The sequence below is a fragment of the Spirosoma panaciterrae DSM 21099 genome, assembly GCF_000374025.1.
Classification (GTDB): domain Bacteria; phylum Bacteroidota; class Bacteroidia; order Cytophagales; family Spirosomataceae; genus Spirosoma; species Spirosoma panaciterrae.
Window position 1 is genome coordinate 1 of the sequence record NZ_KB893209.1, and the last position, 22,775, is coordinate 22,775.

Sequence of the window (22,775 nt, forward strand, 5' to 3'; positions counted from 1 at the left end):
GCCCGGTTGGCTAAATGGCATGAGAAAGTCCGCCAAGCGGGTTTTAAGGCCTTCAACACGGTGGCTCGTTCGATCCAGAATCACTATGAAACGATTCTCAACTACTTTGACAACCGCAGTACGAATGCCTCAGCGGAGTCATTCAATGCCAAGATCAAGGCGTTTCGGGCTCAGTTCAGAGGGGTTGGTAACGTGGCATTCTTCTTATATAGGCTGTCTCAATTATATGCTTAATCCAAGTTACTCCACAAGTATTATCCTTGATCCGCCTAACCGGCATCCGAAACTTGTTGAAACGATAGACTGCAAACGGATTGAATCCACAACTAATTGCGTAAAACGTGGACGTCATTGTAGAAAAAAATCCTCAGATCAACATATCAGCTTTACGCTTAAATAACTAATTTACAGACGATTGACCTTTTGATTAGCTTTATGGTACAGTATTTTCTACTACATTAGCATGATTGGAACCATAAGTCATTCACAAAAGTTAGAAACCATGAAATCATTACCAGGAGTTTTAGTAGGATTAGCGGTTGGCGCAGTTATAGGTGTTCTGCTGGCTCCAGAGAGCGGCAAAAAAACCCGTAAGCGTATTTCGTCTGAATCAGATACGTTTTTTAAAGATTTGCAGGATCAACTTCAGTCGGGCTTAGACAGTATTAAAAAGCAATACAATGACTATGTTGATTCAGCAGCCGAAAAAACGCACGAGTTAACCACTCAGGCAAAGCGGAAGGCTAAACAATAGTCAATGCTTTTCAACTAAAATGACACTCACCTAAAACACACAATACAGTATGAGAAGCTCAAGAGATTTTCTGGCCGGCATTATTACAGGGATCGTTATCGGAATTCTAACGGCTCCCCGCAGTGGAAAAGAAACACGTGACAAATTGACGGAGGAAGCTAATAAACGTACCGACGATCTGAAAGATCAATGGGAAAAAGGCGTTTCGCAAGTCAAAGAAGGTTTAGAACAAGCCAAAAGCCAGGTGAACCAATATGCAGACAAAGCCAAAGATCAGTATAATCAGTATAAAGATCAGGCGCAGGCTGCTTTTAATAAAAACAAAGAGAATGCTAAAGAGGAGTACAATGACAAAGTTGACCAACTGGCCGACAATGCCAAACTGAACTAATCGATTCTCTGGATTTACTCAACGTCTTTGAAAAAACAAGATTCCCCATCTGGCCAACCAGATGGGGAATCTTGTTTTTAATGTGTTTAATAACCTTTTAATGTGGCCTTAAGCGTCCTTTAATTAGCAAATAAGACTTTTACTTCATCTTTTAGCCGATCCAACCAGCCATATACATAGAATGGGCTAAAGGAGAATCATTTACATGAAAAAGTATCTGTTTGCTTTCCTTCAATTCAGGTTTGGCCTTGAGGCCCAACCTATGCTAATACGTATCCTGCCAGAGGCCGAACACGCGTTTGCTAAATCCAATCGTTCGGCACTTCCCGGCTATACTCAGCACATACAAGCCTACCGCAATCGGTTAATGGTCGTAAGTGCTGGGTTATTACTGACTATGGGGCTAAGCAGTTGTAGTCATTCAGCCTCACAATCAACGGCCGTTGATGAGTCTAAGGCCCGCCAGGAAAAAAATCTGCTGGCGACAGCCGCACTGGACACTGCCAAACTGGAAAATGCCCGTAATGAGTTGAATTTGACGGGTAAGATCACATTCAATCAGGACCAGGTCGTAAAAGTATTCCCGTTAGTTGGTGGGCATATCGAAACCCTGAAGGCAGACCTGGGCGATTATGTGAAGAAAGGGCAAACGCTGGCGGTTATTCGCTCGGGCGATCTGGCCGATCTGGAACAACAGGCCGTAGCGGCTAGAAGCCAGCTTTCGTTAGCTCAGAAAAATATGCAGGTAACGGAAGATATGACCAAAGCAGGACTGAGTTCGCAGAAAGATCTGGTGGCCAGTAAAGAGCAACTGGAAGCGGCTAAGGGCGAAGTAAACCGAGTCAATGAGCGTCGTCGGATTGTAGGTGGCAATGGATCAGTATACATTGTCAAGGCGCCTGTTAGTGGTTTTATCGTTGAAAAAACGGCGGCTCAGGGTATGGAACTTCGCTCCGATGATCCCGAAAATTTGTTCACCATCTCCAATCTTGATCATGTGTGGGTATTGGCCAACGTGTATGAGTCCGATCTTGCCAATGTGAAAGAAGGAGATCAGGCAACCATTACAACGCTCTCCTACCCCGACAAAGTCTTTCATGGTCGCATCGATAAAATCTTTAACGTACTTGACCCTGAAAGTAAAACCCTGAAAGTTCGGGTTACGCTGGACAACGCCGATTATCGGCTTAAGCCCGAAATGTTTGCCAATGTGAGTGTAACTTACGCCGGTCATGACAAGCGGGTAGCGATCCCGGCAAAAGCCGTTGTATTCGACAAAAACCGCAACTTCGTGGTCATGGTCAACCAGAAGAACCAGCCAATGGTCCGTGAAGTAGACATATATAAATCCATCGGCCCGAAAACGTATCTGGCAGGTGGTCTTGCTCCCGGCGACCGGGTTGTAACAGCCAACAACCTTCTGATTTACAACGCTCTGGGAAACTAAACGTCCTAAAAGCAGAAAGCCCTACAACGAGACTAATTTTCTCGTTGTAGGGCTTTCTGCTTTTAGGACGTTTCTATTATTTCTTCGTCACCCGAACAGAAATTCGGCGGTTTTGCGCACGACCTTCTTCCGTATCATTGGAAGCAACGGGGTGTTCCTGACCATAGCCTTCTGCTTCCAGCCGATCCTTCGAAATGCCCATCTTCTCCAGTTCGGCCCGAACCGAGTTAGCCCGATCCTGCGAGAGTTTGAGGTTAGCAGCCGCATTCCCCGTATTATCGGTATAGCCGCCTAGTTTGACAGCCACATTTGGATAGGCTTTCAGGATTTCAGCAATGTTTTTCAACTGCTCCTGCGACTGCGGCTCCAAGGTAGCACTACCCGTCTGGAACAGCAGCCGGTCAAAATCGAACCAGGTTGTTTTGTCAACGGGCTTATCGCCTTTGATGAAGGCCAGCAGCTTGTTTTCGATACCGAACTCAGGAATGTTCAGTTCAATACCACTGCTCAGCTTCTGTACGCTGAACTCGCCAAGTTTTGCATTGGGTGTGCTGACTTTATCATTATCGGCGGCTGTCGATTCTTCAAGGGGTAGCTCTGTACCAGCTGCTTCTTTACCTTCCCGATTGTAACCTGGTGTTTCGGACGACTGAACCGCGATGTAAGGCGCAATGACCAGCGAAACAATCGACATCAGTTTGATCAGAATGTTCATCGATGGACCTGATGTATCTTTGAACGGATCACCTACCGTATCGCCCGTAACCGATGCTTTGTGTGGTTCCGACTTCTTGTAATAGGTCTGTCCATTAATATCGACGCCTTTCTCAAATGATTTCTTGGCGTTATCCCATGCGCCACCGGCGTTGTTCTGGAAAATACCCATCAGCACCCCGGAAACAGTTACCCCTGCCAGCAGGCCACCAAGCACCTCAGGTCCAAAGATAAAGCCTACAATAACTGGAACGCTCAACGCAATGGCACCAGGCAGAACCATCTCGCGGATCGATGCCTGTGTTGAGATCGCCACGCATTTTTCATATTCAGGTTTACCCGTGCCTTCCAGAATACCCGGAATTTCGCGGAACTGACGACGTACTTCTTCCACCATTTTCATGGCAGCACGGCCTACAGCGGCAATTGCCAGCGACGAGAAAATAAACGGAATCATGGCCCCCACAAACAGTCCGGCCAGTACGTCAGCTTTATAAATATCGATGGCCGAAATACCCGAAATACCAACAAACGCAGCAAACAACGCCAGCGCAGTCAACGCAGCCGAAGCAATAGCGAAGCCTTTTCCGGTAGCTGCTGTCGTATTGCCTACAGCATCCAGAATATCGGTACGACCCCGAACTTCCTCAGGCAGGTAACTCATTTCAGCAATACCACCTGCGTTATCAGCAATGGGCCCAAAGGCATCAATCGCCAACTGCATAGCCGTGGTTGCCATCATCCCAGCCGCCGAAATAGCTACCCCATACAGACCTGCGAAGTGATAGGACGTGTAAATCCCAGCCGCCAGTACCAGAATCGGTAATACCGTTGACTCCATACCAACAGACAGACCGCCGATAATATTGGTAGCTGCCCCGGTAGCCGACTGGCGAATAATTGACAATACCGGCCGCCGACCCATAGCCGTATAATATTCCGTAATCGACGACATCAAGGCGCCGACAATCAGACCCGTAATAATCGCATAGAACACATCCATCCGGGAAAACTCTACACCACGAATTTCCATCGTCACATCGGGCAGGTAGTTAGTCACCAGAAAATAGGAAGCAATGATGGTAATAATGATCGATGCCCAGTTACCCATGTTCAAGGCCCCCTGAACACTACCCTCGTCATTTTTGATCTTTACGAAATAGGTAGCAATAATAGAGAAGATCAATCCCAGCCCCGCAATCATCATCGGCAATACGATGGGCGCGTGACCAATAATATTCATATCGGCAGGGATTTTGATTTCACGACCCAGCACCATAGTAGCCAGAATCGTTGCCACATAAGACCCGAAAAGGTCAGCACCCATACCCGCCACGTCGCCTACGTTATCACCTACGTTATCGGCAATCGTAGCCGGGTTACGTGGATCATCTTCCGGAATACCCGCTTCTACTTTACCAACCAGGTCAGCCCCTACGTCGGCCGCTTTGGTATAGATCCCACCGCCTACCCGGGCAAACAGAGCAATCGATTCCGCACCCAGGGAGAAACCAGCCAGTACTTCCAGGGCTCGCTCCATCGGTAACCCGTTCATATCGCCGGTTGAGGCTACGTAGGTATTATACAATACGAGGAAAAGGCTACCTAAGCCTAAAACGGCCAGACCAGCTACCCCAATACCCATTACCGAACCACCCGTAAACGATACGTCTAACGCACGGGACAGACTGGTACGAGCAGCATGAGCGGTACGGACATTAGCTTTGGTAGCAATATTCATCCCGATATAACCTGCCAGAGCCGACAGGAAAGCCCCCAGCACAAATGACAAACCAATAACGGGGCTGGAATTTTCAACCAGGGTACCTGAATAAGCCAGCAGGAGGGCTACAACAATACCGAAATAAGTAAGTACGCGCCATTCGGCTTTTAAGAAAGCGATGGCACCATTGGCAATGTACGACGCGATCTCCTGCATCCGGTCATCGCCGGCTTCCTGCTTCGAAACCCACAGGAATTTGGTGTACATAATCACCAACCCGACCAGACCCAATAGGGGAACCAGATAAACACTGTAATTCATGCGACTAAGTATAGGTTTTAGAAATAAACTGCCCCAAAGATAGCTTTTGAGGCAAATAACCCAACGTTGAAATCAGCGTTTGTTGACTTTTTTTGAGGTTAATTACGTTTTTTTTAGGAACCAAAACGACAAAAAAGCGTATTTACGATCCTTATACGCTACAAAACCCAGGGTTTATACTCAACTTTTTCGATTACTTAAACATACATAGTAAAAGAGATACGTGTTTCGATTCACCAACCTATCCATATAAACTATCAATTAATACATTACCCTTAAAAGCACTCACTCCAGCAACCAGAATTATACTCATTCTCCTGCATGAACAAGACAGACTGTTATTGGCTGAACAGCCCTTCAGCGAAGTAACAAAATTAAATCTCCATTAAATTATAAATAATTTCATATAAAATCATAAATACAGAATATTATTCTAATTTTAATTTTATTAATAAAATATAATTTCACTATAATTGGCTAACCTTCCCAAAAGGAAAGGCTTGACAGTACACTTTCTTAACTTAACTAAGCTGATTGCCATGAAGAAGTCTTTACTGCTGAGTCTACTCATAGTAGGCTTAAGTTTCTCATTGTCGTGGGCGCAGAGTCGCAGGATAAGTGGCACCGTTACGGCGGAAGAGGGCGTTGGTGGATTTGCGGGAGCTACCGTTGTTGTAAAAGGTACCACGCTGGGAACCGTAACCGATGCGAAAGGAGAATACAGCCTAAGTATTCCGACGAATGCCACTGCCCTGGTTGTGTCGGCAGTAGGTATGCAAACCATTGAAGAGCTTATTGGCGGACGAACGGAGATTAATATTCTGCTCAAAACGGACACCAAGCAATTGAATGAGGTAATTATTACTGCGTTGGGTGTTAAAGAAGAACGCGACAAGTTTGCCTCCTCTATTTCGACCGTTGAGGGTAAAAACATCGCCCGTTCCGGCGAAACAGGTCTATTGTCGGGGCTCAGTGGCAAAACATCCGGGGTAGTGATTACCAAAAGTGGGGGTGATCCAGGAGCAGGGGCTTACATACAGATTCGCGGTCAGAACACCATCAATGGGAATGCTCAGCCCCTCTTTATTGTCGATGGGATTCCGGTCAGCAATTCCAATTTCAATGATGGCTCAGCGGCTGGTAACGCCATTGTGCAGCAGTCACGCATCAACGACATAAATCCAGAAGATATTGAAAGTATGGAGGTCTTAAAGGGGGCGTCGGCGGCCGCCTTATGGGGCACTCGTGCGGCCAATGGTGTGGTCGTTATTACCACTAAAAAAGGCAAAGATTCGAAGGGTAAAGTGAACATTTCGTTCAAATCGACCGTCTCGTTCGATAAAGTCAATAAAATGCCCTCTCTGCAAACCACCTACGGGCAGGGAAACAACGGCCGATTCATTCAGGGCAACAAGTATAGCTATGGCGATCTGATTGCCGACCGAACTGGCGGGCCAGACACCTACATTACAGACCCCAATGCCGCCGGTTACCAGGGATTTGTCACCTTCCCAGACGGCACCAAACGGTATGCGATAGCCTCTGGCACAGCCGCCAACCCGCATGGGGGCAAAAATTCGAAGGACATTTACGACCATACCGACGATGTGTTTCAGACTGGTCATTATACCGACAACGCACTAAACATCAGTGGTGGTAATGCCCGGTCAAATTTTGCCCTAAGCTACTCCAACCTGAACCAGGATGGCATCATCAAAGCATTCAGTAACTATCAGCGGAACACGGCCCGTCTTAATGCCAGCAGCCAGTTTACCGAATGGTTCCGGGCATCCGCGTCAGCAGCTTACTCAAAGGTGTCTTCGTCCCGAATTCAGCAGGGCGACAACCTCGATGGTATTTTACTTGGCGGTACGCGTACACCACCTGATTTCAATAACCAATACTATACCGGAACGTACACCAATGCCGCCGGACAAGTGTTCAATGATGTTCATGTATCGTATCGAAACCCCCTCGGAATCGACCAGAATACCATTTATTCGAACCCGGTCTGGAACATCTATAATAATCGTAACACCAGCGATGTGGATCGAATTACGGGCAATGTAGAGCTAAACATTACCCCAAAATCCTGGCTAAGCATTACCGGACGTACGGGTATCGACAACTATACCGATGCCCGGCTAGAACGGTTTGCCCGTAACTCAGCGTCCTTCCTGACGGGACTGTTATCCAAAAACTGGATTACCGAAAAGCAGTTCAACACCGATGTTTTCGTCAATGCCAACAAAACCTTCAGCGACAATTTTAACGGTTCTGTACTAGTCGGTGTCAATTACAACAGCCGCCGATTGTCGACACTGTCGGACCAAATCACCAATCTGATTGTGCCTACTGCGCCCGACATCCTGACCAATGCGCTCAACTCGAACCTGTCGGCCAGCAACTATAACCAGTTGATTCGGACTTATGCCTACTATGCACAGGCTGAATTACAGGCGTATAACATGCTGTTTCTGACGCTGACCGGCCGCGACGAAAGTGCATCGACGTTTGGGTCAAAAACAAACAGCAGCTTCTTTTTCCCATCGGCAGCGCTGGCCTGGCAATTCAGTAAGTTAAAAGGGCTGGAAAGTAGCCCTCTCCTCAGCTTCGGTAAACTTCGCCTGACCTGGGGGCAGGTGGGTATTCAGCCGCAACCCTACCAGAACTTTACCACATTTGCCCCGGCAACTTATGGCGATGCCTACGCGAATGGTGTGTCGGCAGCTAGTTCACTTTACGGAGGAGGGTACGTTCGCAGCACAACGGCTGGCAATGACTTCCTACGACCTGAGCGAAAAACCGAAAGCGAAGTGGGGGTCGATCTGCGTTTCCTGAATAACCGATTTACCTTCTCAGGCACCTATTACAGCAACAGCACAAAGGATGTTATTCTGTCGCTGCCTGTTCCCTACGAAACGGGTTATTCGGTACGTAACATCAACGCGGCCGAGTTGTCCAATAAAGGGTTAGAACTGGATGCCAGTGCCGATCTGTTTCCACAAAGTGCGTTCAAATGGAACCTGTCGGCCAATTTCTCGCTGAACCGCAACAAAGTGATTTCGCTGGCAGGAGCAGCCGCTTATACACTACCCAACACCTACGCGGGTCAATCCCTGATTGCGGGGCAGCCATTTGGCGTGTTTTATGGAACGGATTTTCTTAAAGACGAATCAGGTCGGTACAAACTCGATGCCAATGGCTTCCCCCAGGGCGGCACCAGCAACGAAATTGTGGGGAACCCAAATCCGAAATGGCGGGGTGGGTTAGGCAGCACCTTCTCCTACAAAGGCGTATCGCTTTACGTACTGTTCGATAAAGTGTACGGCAATGACTTCTACAACGGTACACGGGGAGCTTTGTATCTGATCGGAACCCATGGCGATGTAGGCCATACGTCGGTAGCCCCAGCCGGTGGCATTAAAGACTATAATGGAGCCCTGATTGCAGCAGGTACGAAATTCCAGGGCAATATCGCCGACTTTGGTGGAGGCCCCGTAGCCCTTACCCAGGCCTGGTATCAGGGACCCGGTACCTCGTTTAGTTCGGCCTCTACCAAACAGTTCGTCGAAGATGGCGGCTCTACCCGCCTGCGCGAAGTAACGCTTACTTATAGTCTGCGTAGTCCTGGCTTCCGGCAGTTCACCCATCTTTCGTCTGTTGATTTTGCGCTTACCGGGCGAAATGTCCTCCTCTGGACCAACTACACGGGTACCGATCCTGAAGTAAGCATCACCGGACCGAGTCTGGCGCGTGGACAGGATTGGTTCACGAACCCGAATACCAAATCGATCCTGCTATCGATCAAAATCAATTATTAAACGGCCTCCCCAGCCATTTAAAACGATACTTCCATGAAAAAATCATTTTCGCATATACTTACGACGGCTTTGCTGAGTCTGACACTCCTAAGCAGTTGCCAGGATTTATTCAATGAATCCAATATCAAAAGCAATCCCAATGCCGTAACCGACGTCGACGTGGTAACCCTGCTTTCAGGAACGATGCTGGGCGTAGCGATGCTCCACGAAGATACCGACGTTCGGATAGCTGCCATCTGGGCTGGTCAACTGAATGGGTTATCCCGGCAGCACCAGACCTTTGCCAGCTACATCGTTTCGGCCGGAACGTTTAGCTGGAGCCCACTCTACCCGGTAGCCAGTCAGGCCCGTCTGATTCAGACAAAAGCCGATGCCGTGGGCGATAAATGGACCAAAGGCGTTGGGCAGGTACTAGAAGCACTTGTTCTGGCCAAGGCTACAGATTTTTACGGCGATATTCCCTACAGCCAGGCTTTTGACGATGTGAAATACCCAACGCCCGTATTTGATAAACAGGCGGATGTATACGCAGCTTTACAAACTACGCTCGACAATGCCATCCAGAATTTATCGGCTCCGGCGGGTCTGGCTTTCGGGGGGCAGGATTTTATCTACAAAGGTGATGTAAAAAAATGGAAAGCGGCTGCCTACACCCTAAAAGCCCGTTTATACCTCCACACCGGCGATTATGCCAAAGCCGTTACCAACGCCAGTTCGGGTATTGGCAGCACGGCTGGCGATGCGCTCACGCCCCACGGCACCAGCCAGGGCGTTGACGATAATCAGAACTATGATTTCTTCCGGATTACCCGTGCAGGCGATACGGGCTTCGACGGGGCTTATCTGCCGACTCTGATGAAATCGCGGGTTGCCTCTGGCAATACCAAAACCAATGAAACCGCACTTTACAACCATTTTTTCAAGGTCGGTATTTCAACAACGGGTGCGCTGGACCCCAATACCGAAGATGGTATGTTTACCGAAGATGCCCCCCACCCTCTGCTTACCTATTACGAAAACCAACTTATTCTGGCCGAAGCGCAGGCCCGGCTTGGAGTTACCGATAAGGCACTGGATGCCCTCAACAGTGTGCGGGCCGGGTTGGCCAATGGATATATCAATGGCAAAACGTTTTCAACAACGGGCCGTAAGTATGATGCATACGCATTGAGTGACTTTGGTGCGGCAGGGCTGGCGAACCCCGCCAAGCTGGCTACTACTCAGCAAGCGCTGCTGTACGAAATTATCACCCAGCGGTACATCGTTTTTCTGATGCAATACGAATCGTTCAACGACGTCCGTAGGCTTGAAAAAGCGTCGCCAGTTGTTCAACTGCCAATTCCTCTATACGCAGGTACTCAAAAACCAGAACGGTACATCTACCCCCAGAATGAAATCAACACCAACCCGAATGTACCGAATCCGTTGCCGACGCAGTTTCTGAAACTTCCCATTTATCAATAAAGACAATACGTTTAGTTGTTAGGTAATGCGGGTTAAAAGGCTATCCTTTTGGGGTAGCCTTTTCTATGCTTTCGTTGTAAATTTGTCCATTCCATCTTAACTGCTCCTAACTGTGTTGCTTCCAAAACGCCTACTCGTTCTACTATCTGGTTTACTGCTCAGCTTATCCGTATTCGCTCAGGTCCCTTATGGTCCCATCAAACCGGCTCCGGCTGGCGAAATTCTCTCCAATCTAAAAAAGCTCAATGTTCTTGGTACGGTGCTCTACGTAGCGGCTCACCCCGACGACGAGAATACGCTGTTTCTGGCCTATATGGCAAAAGGGCGGCTCGTCAGAACAGGTTATATGGCGCTGACCCGGGGCGATGGCGGGCAAAACCTGATCGGCGCCGAACAGGGTGAAAATATTGGGGTGATCCGCACCCAGGAGCTGCTGGCTGCCCGGCGGGTCGATGGGCCCGATCAGTTTTTCAGCCGGGCTTATGATTTTGGCTTTTCCAAATCGACCAACGAAGCCGTGCGAACCTGGGGCCAGGATAAAGTGCTGGCCGATGTAGTCTGGATCATTCGCAAATACCAGCCCGATGTAATCATCACCCGTTTTCCACCTGATGCTCGCGCGGGTCATGGCCACCACAGTGCATCAGGGTATCTGGCTGAGGAAGCATTCAAAATCTCGAATGATCCCACCAAATTCCCCGAACAACTGGCTTATGTAAAGCCCTGGCAGGCAAAGCGGATTCTCTGGAATGTGTTTATTCCGGGTGCGTTTATGAGCAATAAAAAACCCGACGAAGCGGGGAATCTGATAGGGATCGAAACGGGCCTATATAACCCGCTGCTGGGCAAATCGTATGGTGAAATAGCCTCTGAAAGCCGGAGTCAGCACAAAAGTCAGGGATTTGGTGTAGCCCCCAATCGAAATGCCCGTATCGACTATCTGCTGCTCAAAGGCGGTGATCCGGTTGAAAAAGACCCGTTCGATGGGGTTGATGTTAGCTGGAAGCGGGTCAAAAATAGCGATGCCGTTCAGGCCCAGGTAACCCAACTCATTTCATCCTTCAAGCCCGATCAGCCTTCGGCATCCGTACCTACACTGGTTCAGCTCTATAGTGCGCTCGGAAAGCTGGACACGACCAATAATTATGTGAACGTAAAACGGCAGGAGGTTCAAACCCTCATCCAGCAATGCCTGGGGCTGTGGTTCGAAACCAACCCGACCGATTTTGCAGCTACCCCTGGCGAAACCATCAAAGTATCGACCAATGTGGTCAATCGGGAAGAGTTTCCGGTTAAACTGGTTGGTGTTCATTACTCCACCGGAAAAGATACGACCCTCAACCTACCGCTGAAACCGAACGAAGTCGTTCAATACCCTACTTCGCTCACGATTCCAAAAACGCACACGATTTCGCAACCCTACTGGCTCGAAAAACCAATCGACAAAGGTTTGTTTCAGGTCGATAACCAGCCACTGATTGGCCTACCCGAAAACCCACCCGCCGTAGCCGCCAGTTACACGGTTGAGATTAGTGGTCAACGGTTTGTGTATACGCGGCCAGTCGTGTATAAATCGACGGATCCAGTTGATGGCGAAATTTACCGTCCGTTTATCATCCAGCCCGATGTGACGGCCAACCTGACCGAACGTGTATTTACCTTCAGCGACAACACCCCCAAAACTGCCGACCTGGTCCTGAAAGCAGGCCGTGCCAACGTATCGGGAACGCTAACCCTGGCGGCCCCGACCGGCTGGAAAGTTGAGCCAGCTTCCGTTCCGTTTTCTTTGACCTACAAAGGGGATGAGCAACGGGTAACGTTTACGCTGGCGCCAACGGCTCAAGCTAAAGATGGTAAACTTCAGGCCACCATGACCACTTCCAATGGGACCTTTACCACGGGCTTACGACAAATTGCCTACAAACATATTCCGACTCAAACCCTGTTTCCCCCCGCCGAAGCCAAACTGGTAAAGCTGGACATCAAGGTAACGGCGAAGAATATTGGCTACATTGTGGGTGCGGGTGATGAAGTCCCGGCTGCGCTTCAGCAAATGGGCTGTAAAGTGACAATTCTCGGTCCTTCCGAACTCAACGGCAACCTGTCTGGCTACGATGCAATTGTTGCGGGGGTTCGGGCCTACAATACCAATCCCTGGCTGGCCCGTTATCAACCTAAACTACTGGATTTCGTCAAGAATGGCGGGAACCTGATCGTTCAATACGTAACTCCCGGCAGTTCCTTCCTGCGCAATGACCCGGCTTTACCCCAACTTGGCCCCTATCCTTTCTCGATTGGTGCTGAGCGGGTTACGGAAGAAGACGCGAAAATGACGTTCATCAATCCGCAGCATCCATTGCTCAATTACCCCAACAAAATTACCGATGCCGACTTCAACGGCTGGATTCAGGAACGAGGCATTTATTTCGCTAAAGAGTGGGACAAAGCCTATGAACCCATTTTTTCGGCCAACGACCAGAACGAAGCTCCCAAACTGGGCAGTCTGCTCTACGCTACCTATGGTAAAGGGCATTTTATGTATACGGGGCTGGTTTTCTTCCGAGAACTTCCCGCTGGGGTGCCGGGTGCCTACCGCCTGTTTGCCAATATGATCTCAGCAGCAAGTAGTCCGGCGGCTTCCGTATCAGGATCGCAACGTAACTAGTCGTTTTGTCGTGCAGTCGTGTTCTTCAACACGACTGCACACGGCGATTAATTCAACGAGTTGGTAAGTTGCTGTAGCCGCAGGTACTGCAACAGCATAATGGTTTTGCCGTCCATTATATCACCCCGCGCCACCATGTCCATGGCCTGACTCAGTGGCAATTCCAAAATATCGATCTCTTCTTCATCGATGCCTCCGCCCGCTACGCGTTCGGTATCGGCCGTGTAGTGTGCAAGGTAGAAAAACAGTTTCTCTGTAACCGAACCTGGACTCATATAGGCTTCCATCACCTTCTGAACCGACTGTATCCGATACCCCGTTTCCTCTTCCGTTTCACGTCGGATCGCATCATCGGGATGCTCATCGTCCAGCAGTCCGGCACAGGCTTCGATAAGCATCCCCGTTGGATTTCCATTGACAAAAGTGGGCAATCGAAACTGACGCGTCAAGATTACCGTGTCGGCCTGCGGGTTGTGGAGCAAAATGGTAGCGCCATTGCCCCGGTCATAGGCTTCGCGTTGCTGCGTCGTCCATTGCCCATTTTTACCCAGGTAATTGAACGTAAACCGTTTCAGGATGTACCAATTATCGGAGAGCAACTTCTCTTCCGTGATTTGTATGCGATCGGCAAGCATCTGTTCTTTTTTGTTATTTTTTGTTTATTTTTGTTCAAATCAACGTAGAAACGAATGAATTTCCAAGAACGGAAGAGCCGAATTGTACAAACGGTCGACGAACGAGGCTCGGTTGATGTACGGGAACTGGCAGAATTACTACAAACCTCCGACATGACCATCCGCCGGGACTTGACCCAACTGGCTAGTCTGGGCTTGATTTATCGTACGCACGGAGGAGCCATGAAAGTGAGTCTGGCTACCGATAAGCACCGCTTTGCCAACAAAACAGCTGTCAATGCCGAACGTAAGGACTACATCTGTCAGTTGGCTGCCAACGAGATTCAGGAAGGGGATGTCATTTTTATGGATTGCGGAAGTACCGTGTTCCGGCTCTGTCCATTTATTCGTAATAAACGAATCACCGTCATTACGAACTCGTTGCCCGTTGTAGCTGAATTGATGCATTCAGAAGTAGCCGTCAATCTGGTTGGGGGCGAAGTCGATAAGGAACGGCAGGCGGTTCATGGCCTCATTGCCGAAGAACACATGGCCCGCTACCGTGCCAATCGTGCCTTTATCGGTGTCGACGGGATTTCGCTGGCAAATGGGTTAACGGCCAACAGCGAAAAAGAAGCCAGCACAGCCGTAGCGATGGCCCGCCAATCGGCCCAGGTCTATCTGCTTTGTGACTCGTCAAAACTGGAAACAACCAAATACCTACAGTTTGCCCCGTTGACCCTATTCGATGTGCTGATAACGGACAACGCAGCCTCACCCGACCTGTTGACGGCTTACCAGCAGGCCGGAGTTACGATACTGTATTGACAGGCCGTTCCAACCGAACCCTTTTCAGGCAGCAGCCCTTTCACCAAGCCTGGATTGTTTTCAGAAAACAACTCGATATTTCACCCCGACTCGCTTATTTGGTTCAGCCCAGTCTTAGTTTTGTGTTTTAACCTTCTTACAACCTCCCGACAGAGCGCGTTACCGATCTATGTACCAAATCTGGATTGACACTGGCGGCACCTTCACCGACGGACTGGCTCTTGATCCAAATGGAGCTTTACACCGAACCAAAGTACTCAGCAGTAGCCGTTTGCGCGGGCAATTGATCGATGGCAAGCTAGTGGCTCCCTGGCTGACAGCCCCCATTTTCGACGGCTATCAACTCCGCGTTCTCGAAACCGATGCGGTATATACGATTGAATCGCTACGCTTTGATGGAACATTAATAGTAAGAAACGCGGATCAGATCGTCACGTTACCCCACACCCAACACACCATCGAACTGTACACCCATGAAGAAGCTCCAGTCTTAGCGGCCCGGCTGTTGACACAAACGCCTTTAAACCAATCCTTTCCGGCACTCGAAATGCGGTTGGGCACAACGAAAGGCACCAATGCGTTGCTGGAACGAAAAGGGGGACGTGTGGCTCTGTTGGTGACCAAAGGCTTTAAAGACCTGCTCAGAATTGGGACACAGCAACGACCCAACTTGTTCCAGCTAGCGATTCCACCGGCCGAGGTTCTTTATGATACGGTCCTTGAAGTCGATGAACGAATCGCTGCGGATGGCCAGCCGTTAACAACACTGTCGGACCAAACCTGCATCAATCTGATTGAGGACCTTCGGCAGTTACAACCCGATGCCATTGCCGTATCGTTGCTGAATGCCTACCGAAATCCGACCCATGAACATCAGCTTCGAGAGTCTATCAATAAAGCGGGGTTCAGATACATAACGCTATCGACCGATACATCCGTAACTCCTCAGTACGTGTCGCGAACGCAAACAGCCGTAGTCGATGCTTACCTGACTCCCGTTATGCGGTCGTATCTGGATAATGTGCAACGCCAACTAGGAGGCAATCCGGTGCGCATCATGACCAGTTCTGGTGGGCTGGTTCGCGCTGATCTGTTCCAACCGAAAGATAGCCTGCTCAGCGGTCCCGCCGGGGGCGTTATCGGTGCCGCTGACATTAGTCACCAACTCCAGCTTACCCAGTCGACCGTAGGGGTGCTTACGCTCGATATGGGTGGTACCAGCACCGACGTAGCCCGTATCCAAACCGGGTTAGATTACCGATTTTCGACCAAGATTGGTCCATTCGATTTGCAGCTCCCCTCGCTGGCTATCGAAACCGTAGCGGCTGGGGGCGGTTCAATCTGCTGGTTCGAAAGTCACGGCGCTACATCAGGGCAGCTACGCGTTGGGCCGCAGAGTGCCGGAGCAAATCCTGGTCCAGCCTGTTACGGTGCGGGAGGCCCACTGACCATTACCGATGTCAACCTGCTTTTAGGCAAACTCCACCCCAACCAATTTGGCATCCCGGTTTTCCCCGAAAAAGCCCAGGAAGCCCTGAAAAACGTTTTGCAGCAGGTGGAACAAAAAACAGGAAACCACACCGATGGTCTGGCCTTGCTCCGTGGTTTCGAGCAAATTGCCAACGAAACCATGGCCGGGGCTATTCGTAAAATATCGATATCACGCGGATTCGACCCGAAAGACTACAGTTTGCTGGTATTCGGCGGAGCAGGCGGATTACATGGGTGCGCAATTGCCCGGTTGCTGAATATGGATCAGCTCATTTTACCCTTCGATGGTGGCCTGTTGAGTGCCTATGGGATTGGTCAGGCCCAAATCGAACGGCTGGCTTCATGCTCGGCTTTGCAACCCTTGGCAACTGTTCAGGACGAACTGCCTGCCCTGGTCGGTCGCTTACTTGATTCAGCCACCGAAACCCTACGGCAGGATGTCGGTCAGGATGGGGCCGTCGAAACAAAAAGCATTTCCGTTTTTCTGCGTCTGCTGGGTCAGGAAGCTACCGTCGATGTTCCGTTTAGCGACCATCTGGAAACGGATTTCCGACAAAAATACCAGCATCTGTACGGACACTTCCCCGAAAACCGCCCAATCGAAGTTGAAAGTATTCGGGTGATGGTCAGTACAACCAGCCCTCATCAGGTGCTAAACGGTTCCCCAGTTAGTCATCGCCATGCGGTACCTGCTTTTACGACAGATGCCTATCCGGCTTATGACTGGACGCAGTTGCAGGAGGGCGATACCTTTCGGGGACCAGCCTTATTACTCAATACAACCTCCTCCGCCTTTATTGAACCCGGCTGGCGGCTCATCGTTCAGGCCAATAAAAATGCCCTTGTCGATTACATCGCAGACCTGGATGAAGTGCGTTCCGTTGATTTTCAGGAACAGGAGACAGGGACGGGTCAGCAGAATGGCGACGTTATTCAACTGGAGTTATTTACACAGCGTTTTCGGGCTATCGCCGAAGAGATGGGGGCCCAACTGCAACGAACCGCGTTTTCAGTGAATGTAAAAGAACGGCTTGATTTCTCCTGCGCGTTGCTCAATCAAAAAGCCGAACTGGTTGCCAATGCCCCGCATATTCCGGTCCATCTGGGTAGTCTGGGAATTTGTGCCCGGCTGGTTCTGAACGCCTTACCTCCCCTCGAACCTGGTGATGTGGTCATTACCAACCACCCCAAATACGGCGGTTCTCACTTACCCGACCTAACTTTACTGAGTGGGGTATTTACAGAAGCCCATCAACTCATTGGCTATGTGATCAACCGCGCGCATCATGCCGAAATTGGGGGTAAAGTGCCGGGATCGATGCCGCCCGATGCCGTATCGCTGGTGGAAGAAGGGGTTGTTCTGGAGCCAACCTATGTGGTAAAGAAGGGCCAGTTTTTGTGGGATTCAGAGCTGGCTGCCCGATTTACTAACTGCCCATACCCCACCCGTTCGCTGGCCGAAAACAAAGCGGATATCGAAGCCGCCCTGGCCTCACTCCGGGCCGGAGAGCAGGCCCTGCAAAACCTGGTCGGGGAGCACGGGTTGCCCACAATCCATACGTATATGGGTCGCCTTCAGCAGTCGGCAACAGAGGCTATACGGTCTGTTTTAAACCCGCTTACCGGACAGGTATTCGAGGCCGAAGAATACCTGGACGACGGACATCAGATTAGGTTAAAAATTACCATTTCGGCCACGGATGAAGCGGCTCCGAATCAGGGCGGGCTACGCATTCGTTTCGACTTTACGGGTACCTCCGACGTTCATCCCCATAACCTCAACGCCAACCTATCGATTCTTTACAGTGCCATTTTGTACGTGTTGCGGTTATGGTGCGGACGCGATATTCCCCTGAATGAAGGGCTCATGGCACCTGTTGACCTCATTTTGCCCGAATCCTCGTTTCTGAACCCTGTTTTCCCCGATGAGCCGTCAGCTTGCCCAGCCGTAGTGGGGGGCAATACCGAAGTCAGTCAGCGACTGGTCGATACCCTTCTGAAAGCCTTGGGCTTAGCGGCCTGTAGTCAGGGAACGATGAACAACTTTTTATTTGGCAACGATAAGTTTGGGTATTACGAAACCATCGGTGGAGGGGCCGGAGCAACGAATGGTGCCGACGGACGCTCAGCGGTGCATCAGCACATGACCAATACCAAACTTACCGATCCCGAGGAACTGGAACGACGCTACCCCGTTCGGCTCCATCAATTCAGCATTCGGGCGGGTTCGGGGGGAACCGGGCAATGGCGGGGGGGCGATGGTATCGTTCGCGAAATCGAGTTCATCGAGCCGGTTCAGGCTACCCTTCTGAGCCAGCACCGCGTAGTACCACCTTATGGTCTTGAAGGGGGAAATGCCGGACAACCGGGCCGTCAATGGGTAAGGCTGCTGACGGGCGACGAAGAGGTCTTACCGGGCCTGTTTACCCGGGCCATGCAACCCGGCGAACGCATCCATATCGAAACACCTGGCGGAGGGGGTTTTCAAACACCAGGCAATTAACTATGGCTTTTCAGAACCCTAAAACACCCCAATCGATCTACGAGCCCGAATTCGTCGAAAAGCTTTTCAACGAGATGAGCCTGACCTACGAGCGGATGAATACCATTACCTCGTTCGGTTTTTCCAACCGGTGGCGTCGGCAATGTGTGTTTGAACTGGCTATTCAGCCGGGGCAAACTGTGGTCGACCTGATGACAGGGATGGGCGAAACCTGGGCGTATATCTGCCAGCGGATAGGGCCCCATGGCGTGTTGGTCGGTGTCGATTTTTCGGAAGGCATGCTCCAGTATGCGCATCAGAAACGACACCGAAAACGGTTTTCCCAACACACGATTCACATATACAAACAGAACGTATTGGCTGGAACGTTACCCGACCAATCGGCCGATCATGTGGTTGTGTCATTTGGATTAAAAACCTTCAATCCCAAACAGATCGCCCAGTTGGCTCAGGAAATAAACCGAATCCTTAAACCGGGTGGCCAATTTTCATGCATCGAAGTGTCGGTACCCCGGTCCACTTTGCTTCGGGCACTGTATCTTTTCTATCTGCGTCGGATTATTCCTGTATTGGGGGCGCTCTTTCTGAGCAATCCAGACACATACCGAATGCTGGGCATTTATTGTTCGCAATTCAAGGATACTCAGCAGGCTCAGCAACTCTTTCAGCATGCAGGACTGTCGTGCCGGACCACGAGTTATTTTTTCGGGTGCGCTTCCGGAATTGTAGGCAATAAACCTATTTAGGCAACTTCTTATTACAATCTATACGCCTACAGAAAGAACTAATTTAAAACTTTACTATCTTTAGTGCTCTTGTATCTACTCACTACCCAATTATCTAATTAAGCAACTCATCCCATTGGTGGGTCCTAAGCGACGTATGAATCATTTTCTTAAATTCAAACGTCTCATCTGTCTGTAGTCAATGAATGCTGCCGTTATACCCGACGACGACTCACTGGGTCAACAGTCGGTGGTTGATTATAAGAAAAAACAAAAACAGCGTAAAGTACTTGCGTATCTGTATTCTGAAGGGAACAGCACACTAGCCCAGCTCACCAGGATGTTGCATGGGAGTGTGCCTTCGGTAACGGGACTGGTCGAAGAACTCATTGACAGTCAATGGGTGTCTCCTATCGGCATTGCCATCGGCAGCAATGGCCGACGCCCGGTTTTGTTTGGCCTGAATACAAAACGGAATTACATCGCCATACTCGACGTTAGTACGCACGACACCAAGGTTCTGCTGATGGACGCCCGGCGGAATTTGGTTTTTCGCGAAGACTACCCATTCCGGATTGTCGACAACCCAACGTTTCTACCGTCGCTGATCCAGTATTTCACGGATGCGCTCACTGCTTCGGGCCTGACCCATAGCGACATAGTAGCGATTGGTATTTCCATGCCGGGGTTAATTGATGCGCATCGTGGCCTGAACCTGACCTACAAAAGTCTGAATCCTGCCGAGACGTCATTGGCCAACTGGTTTTCTCAACAGACAGGCAAACCCGTTTATCTTATCAACGACACCAAGGCTACTGTACTGGGGGAGAGCCGTTTTGGGCGAGCCAAAGGCAAGAAACAAGTGCTTGCGATCAACATCGACTGGGGTGTTGGGCTGGGCATCGTTGTCAATGGTGAGGTTTTTCAGGGTGCCAGTGGATTTGCGGGCGAACTAGGCCATATTCAGGTTGATCCGGCAGGTGAACTTTGCCATTGTGGCAAAATCGGTTGTCTGAATACCATCACATCGGCCTCAGCGCTGGTTAGCCGCGCTAAACGCGATATTCTGGCCGGGCAAGCCTCAAAACTGTCGGTTTTCCGTGAGCGGGCAGACCAGATCGATATTGACGAACTCATCCTGGCCGCCCAGCAGGACGATATGTATGCCATCCAGATTCTGAATGAAGCTGGTTTCCAGCTAGGAAAAGGTTTGTCGATAGCGATCAGCCTGCTAAACCCGGAAATGATCGTTGTGGATGGTGTGTTGGCGAAAGCCTCAACGTTCATCCTGACGTCTATTGAACAAGCCATCCGGCAGTATTGCCTGGGCGATTTTCAAAATGACCTACGCATCGAAGTCACCCAACTCGACGGGGCCGCCAATTGGCTGGGAATCCATGCGTATGTGATGGAAGATATTTTCGCTACGTTCTAGTGGAGTGAGTGCATCCATTTTGGCAACGAATCACCCACTCCACTATTTAGTTAGCAAACTGCTTACTTAGCTCGCAAATAGGCAAAAGGAATAATCATTTCCTCAAGCGATACGCCCCCATGCTGGAAGGTATTCCGGTAATGGTTTACGTAATAGTTGTAATTGTTCGGATACGCAAAGAAGTAATCTTCCAGGGTAAAGACATACGCCGTCGATACGTGGGGTTTCGGCAGGAACAACCGTTCGGGCTTACGACCAACAAACAGATGGTCTTCGTCGAAACCGAGATTTTTCCCCTGTTTATAGCGCAGGTTGGTATTGGTTTCTCGATACCCTACAATCTTGGCGGGTTTCTGTACCCGAATCATACCATGGTCAGTTGTCACGATGAGTCGGCCGCCTTTGGCTGCAATTTTCTGAACAAACTCCAGCAGCGGTGAATGCAGGAACCACGAACGGGTAATGGACCGATACGCCGACTCGTCGGGTGCGAGTTCCTTGATCATGGCCATATCGGTGCGGGCATGCGATAGCATATCCACAAAGTTGTAAACCACCACATTCAACTGGTTCTGAAACAGATTGTTGAAGTTATCGACCAGTGCTTTTCCCTGGTTTACGTTCAAGATCTTATTGTACGACATTTTTACGTTTAGGCGGCTCTGATCGAGCTGTCGACGCAAAAACTCTTCCTCATGGTTGTTCAACCCTTCATCTTCACTGTCGTCGTTGACCCAAAGATCGGGGTGTTTGCGCTCCATTTCGCTGGGCATCATGCCTGAGAAAATGGCATTCCGGGCAAATCCGGTCGTTGTCGGCAGAATGGAGTAGTACGAAGTTTCTTCCTCCAGAGTGAAGTATTCTGCCAGGATTGGCTCAATCACTTTCCACTGATCGTACCGGAGGTTATCGATCAGGATAAAAAACAAGGGAGTCTGGTTGCCGCCCTGATTCAACAATGGAAAAACCTTCTTCCGCATCAGTTGATGCGACATAATGGGGCTACTCATTTTTGGATCGTTCAGCCAGTCTTCATAGTTGTCGATCACGAACTTACAGAACTCAGCATTGGCCTCGCTTTTCTGCATGTTCATCACTTCCGACATGCTCCGATCCTGCGACCCATCCAATTCCAGCTCCCAGTAAATCAGCTTTTTATAGACATCTGCCCACTCTTCGAAATCCATCCGGTCGTTGTATTGCATGGATATATTTCGAAAATCCTGCTGATACCCGATATTGGTTCGTTCGGTGACGAGCCGTTTGTTATCCAGAATCTTTTTTACCGATAGCAGAATCTGATTGGGATTAAGGGGCTTTATTAGATAATCGGCAATTTTTGAGCCGATCGCTTCTTCCATAATATGCTCTTCCTCGCTCTTCGTAATCATAACGACGGGCAGGTTCGGGCGCATCTGTTTGATTTGTGACAGGGTTTCCAGACCAGTCATCCCCGGCATCATTTCATCGAGAAAAACGACATCATAATTCGTATGCTCAACTTCGTCCAACGCATCGGCTCCACTGTTTACGGAGGTGACGTCGTATCCCTTGTTCTTTAGAAACAGGATATGTGGTTTTAGCAGATCTATTTCGTCGTCGGCCCAGAGTATCGAGTAATTTTGCATGTGTTCAGTTGGTGGTTTATTCGTCTGAATTTCGTTCGGCCCTATCCGGCACGCAGAACGAAACTGTATCATTTAGTTTAACTGGAAACGTCCACTTGTGTTTTAGCAGTTCATAATTAAGGTTTTTTAAGAAAAAAGCATACTAAAGCCTGAAAACAACTCTAAATCTGGTTTCGGACCCACCCAGCGAGTTTTAAGCGGGACAAAAAAGTATTGGATTCTTTTCAATTATAGATTTAAAGGCCAAT

The 22,775-nt window shown here is 49.6% G+C and carries 14 protein-coding genes; 11 read left to right on the plus strand and 3 right to left on the minus strand.

The features are described 5' to 3' along the window. From B153_RS35935 to B153_RS0126545, 4 genes are all read left to right on the plus strand, one after another. Positions 1-234, plus strand: a 234-nt coding sequence (locus B153_RS35935; RefSeq protein ID WP_020599785.1) for a transposase, incomplete at its 5' end; no start/stop codon positions are given. Between the two features lie 268 nt (positions 235-502). Continuing rightward, positions 503-754, plus strand: a complete 252-nt coding sequence (locus tag B153_RS0126535) for a YtxH domain-containing protein (RefSeq protein ID WP_020599786.1) — start codon at positions 503-505, stop codon at positions 752-754. Between the two features lie 49 nt (positions 755-803). Then, positions 804-1,145 (plus strand): YtxH domain-containing protein, encoded by a 342-nt coding sequence (locus B153_RS0126540; RefSeq protein WP_020599787.1) that lies wholly within the window; start codon positions 804-806, stop codon positions 1,143-1,145. Positions 1,146-1,407: 262 nt separating this feature from the next. Further along, positions 1,408-2,592 (plus strand): efflux RND transporter periplasmic adaptor subunit, encoded by a 1,185-nt coding sequence (locus B153_RS0126545; RefSeq protein ID WP_245564952.1) that lies wholly within the window; start codon positions 1,408-1,410, stop codon positions 2,590-2,592. Between the two features lie 76 nt (positions 2,593-2,668). Here B153_RS0126545 and B153_RS0126550 read toward each other — a convergent pair whose 3' ends face one another. Then, a complete protein-coding gene (locus tag B153_RS0126550; RefSeq protein WP_020599789.1) occupies positions 2,669-5,350 on the minus strand; it encodes a sodium-translocating pyrophosphatase in 2,682 nt (893 codons plus the stop codon). 539 nt (positions 5,351-5,889) lie between these two features. Here B153_RS0126550 and B153_RS0126555 point away from each other — a divergent pair. From B153_RS0126555 to B153_RS35940, 3 genes are all read left to right on the plus strand, one after another. Next, on the plus strand, positions 5,890-9,174 hold the full coding sequence (locus B153_RS0126555; RefSeq protein ID WP_040762134.1) for a SusC/RagA family TonB-linked outer membrane protein: 3,285 nt from the start codon (positions 5,890-5,892) through the stop codon (positions 9,172-9,174). 33 nt (positions 9,175-9,207) lie between these two features. Further along, positions 9,208-10,638 carry a SusD/RagB family nutrient-binding outer membrane lipoprotein gene (locus tag B153_RS0126560; protein ID WP_020599791.1) on the plus strand — a complete coding sequence of 477 codons (1,431 nt, stop codon included), beginning with the start codon at positions 9,208-9,210 and terminating at the stop codon, positions 10,636-10,638. Positions 10,639-10,753: 115 nt separating this feature from the next. Further along, on the plus strand, positions 10,754-13,303 hold the full coding sequence (locus B153_RS35940; protein ID WP_020599792.1) for a PIG-L family deacetylase: 2,550 nt from the start codon (positions 10,754-10,756) through the stop codon (positions 13,301-13,303). Between the two features lie 47 nt (positions 13,304-13,350). Here the strand turns inward: B153_RS35940 and nudK are convergent, their stop codons facing one another. After that, complete coding sequence (gene nudK, locus B153_RS0126570; RefSeq protein WP_020599793.1) at positions 13,351-13,938, minus strand: GDP-mannose pyrophosphatase NudK; 588 nt, start codon at positions 13,936-13,938, stop codon at positions 13,351-13,353. Between the two features lie 54 nt (positions 13,939-13,992). Between nudK and B153_RS0126575 the strand changes: the two genes are divergently transcribed. The 4 genes from B153_RS0126575 to B153_RS0126590 all read left to right on the plus strand — a co-directional run bounded on the left by B153_RS0126575 (position 13,993) and on the right by B153_RS0126590 (position 20,899). After that, on the plus strand, positions 13,993-14,745 hold the full coding sequence (locus B153_RS0126575; RefSeq protein ID WP_020599794.1) for a DeoR/GlpR family DNA-binding transcription regulator: 753 nt from the start codon (positions 13,993-13,995) through the stop codon (positions 14,743-14,745). A 169-nt stretch (positions 14,746-14,914) separates the two neighbouring features. After that, complete coding sequence (locus B153_RS0126580; protein ID WP_020599795.1) at positions 14,915-18,739, plus strand: hydantoinase B/oxoprolinase family protein; 3,825 nt, start codon at positions 14,915-14,917, stop codon at positions 18,737-18,739. Positions 18,740-18,741: 2 nt separating this feature from the next. Further along, positions 18,742-19,485 carry a class I SAM-dependent methyltransferase gene (locus B153_RS0126585; RefSeq protein ID WP_020599796.1) on the plus strand — a complete coding sequence of 248 codons (744 nt, stop codon included), beginning with the start codon at positions 18,742-18,744 and terminating at the stop codon, positions 19,483-19,485. A gap of 181 nt (positions 19,486-19,666) precedes the next feature. Next, a complete protein-coding gene (locus B153_RS0126590) occupies positions 19,667-20,899 on the plus strand; it encodes an ROK family protein (protein ID WP_020599797.1) in 1,233 nt (410 codons plus the stop codon). Positions 20,900-20,961: 62 nt separating this feature from the next. Here the strand turns inward: B153_RS0126590 and porX are convergent, their stop codons facing one another. Then, positions 20,962-22,527: a T9SS response regulator signal transducer PorX gene (gene porX, locus B153_RS0126595; RefSeq protein WP_020599798.1), complete on the minus strand. Its 1,566-nt coding sequence runs from the start codon at positions 22,525-22,527 to the stop codon at positions 20,962-20,964. Positions 22,528-22,775 lie beyond the last annotated feature (248 nt).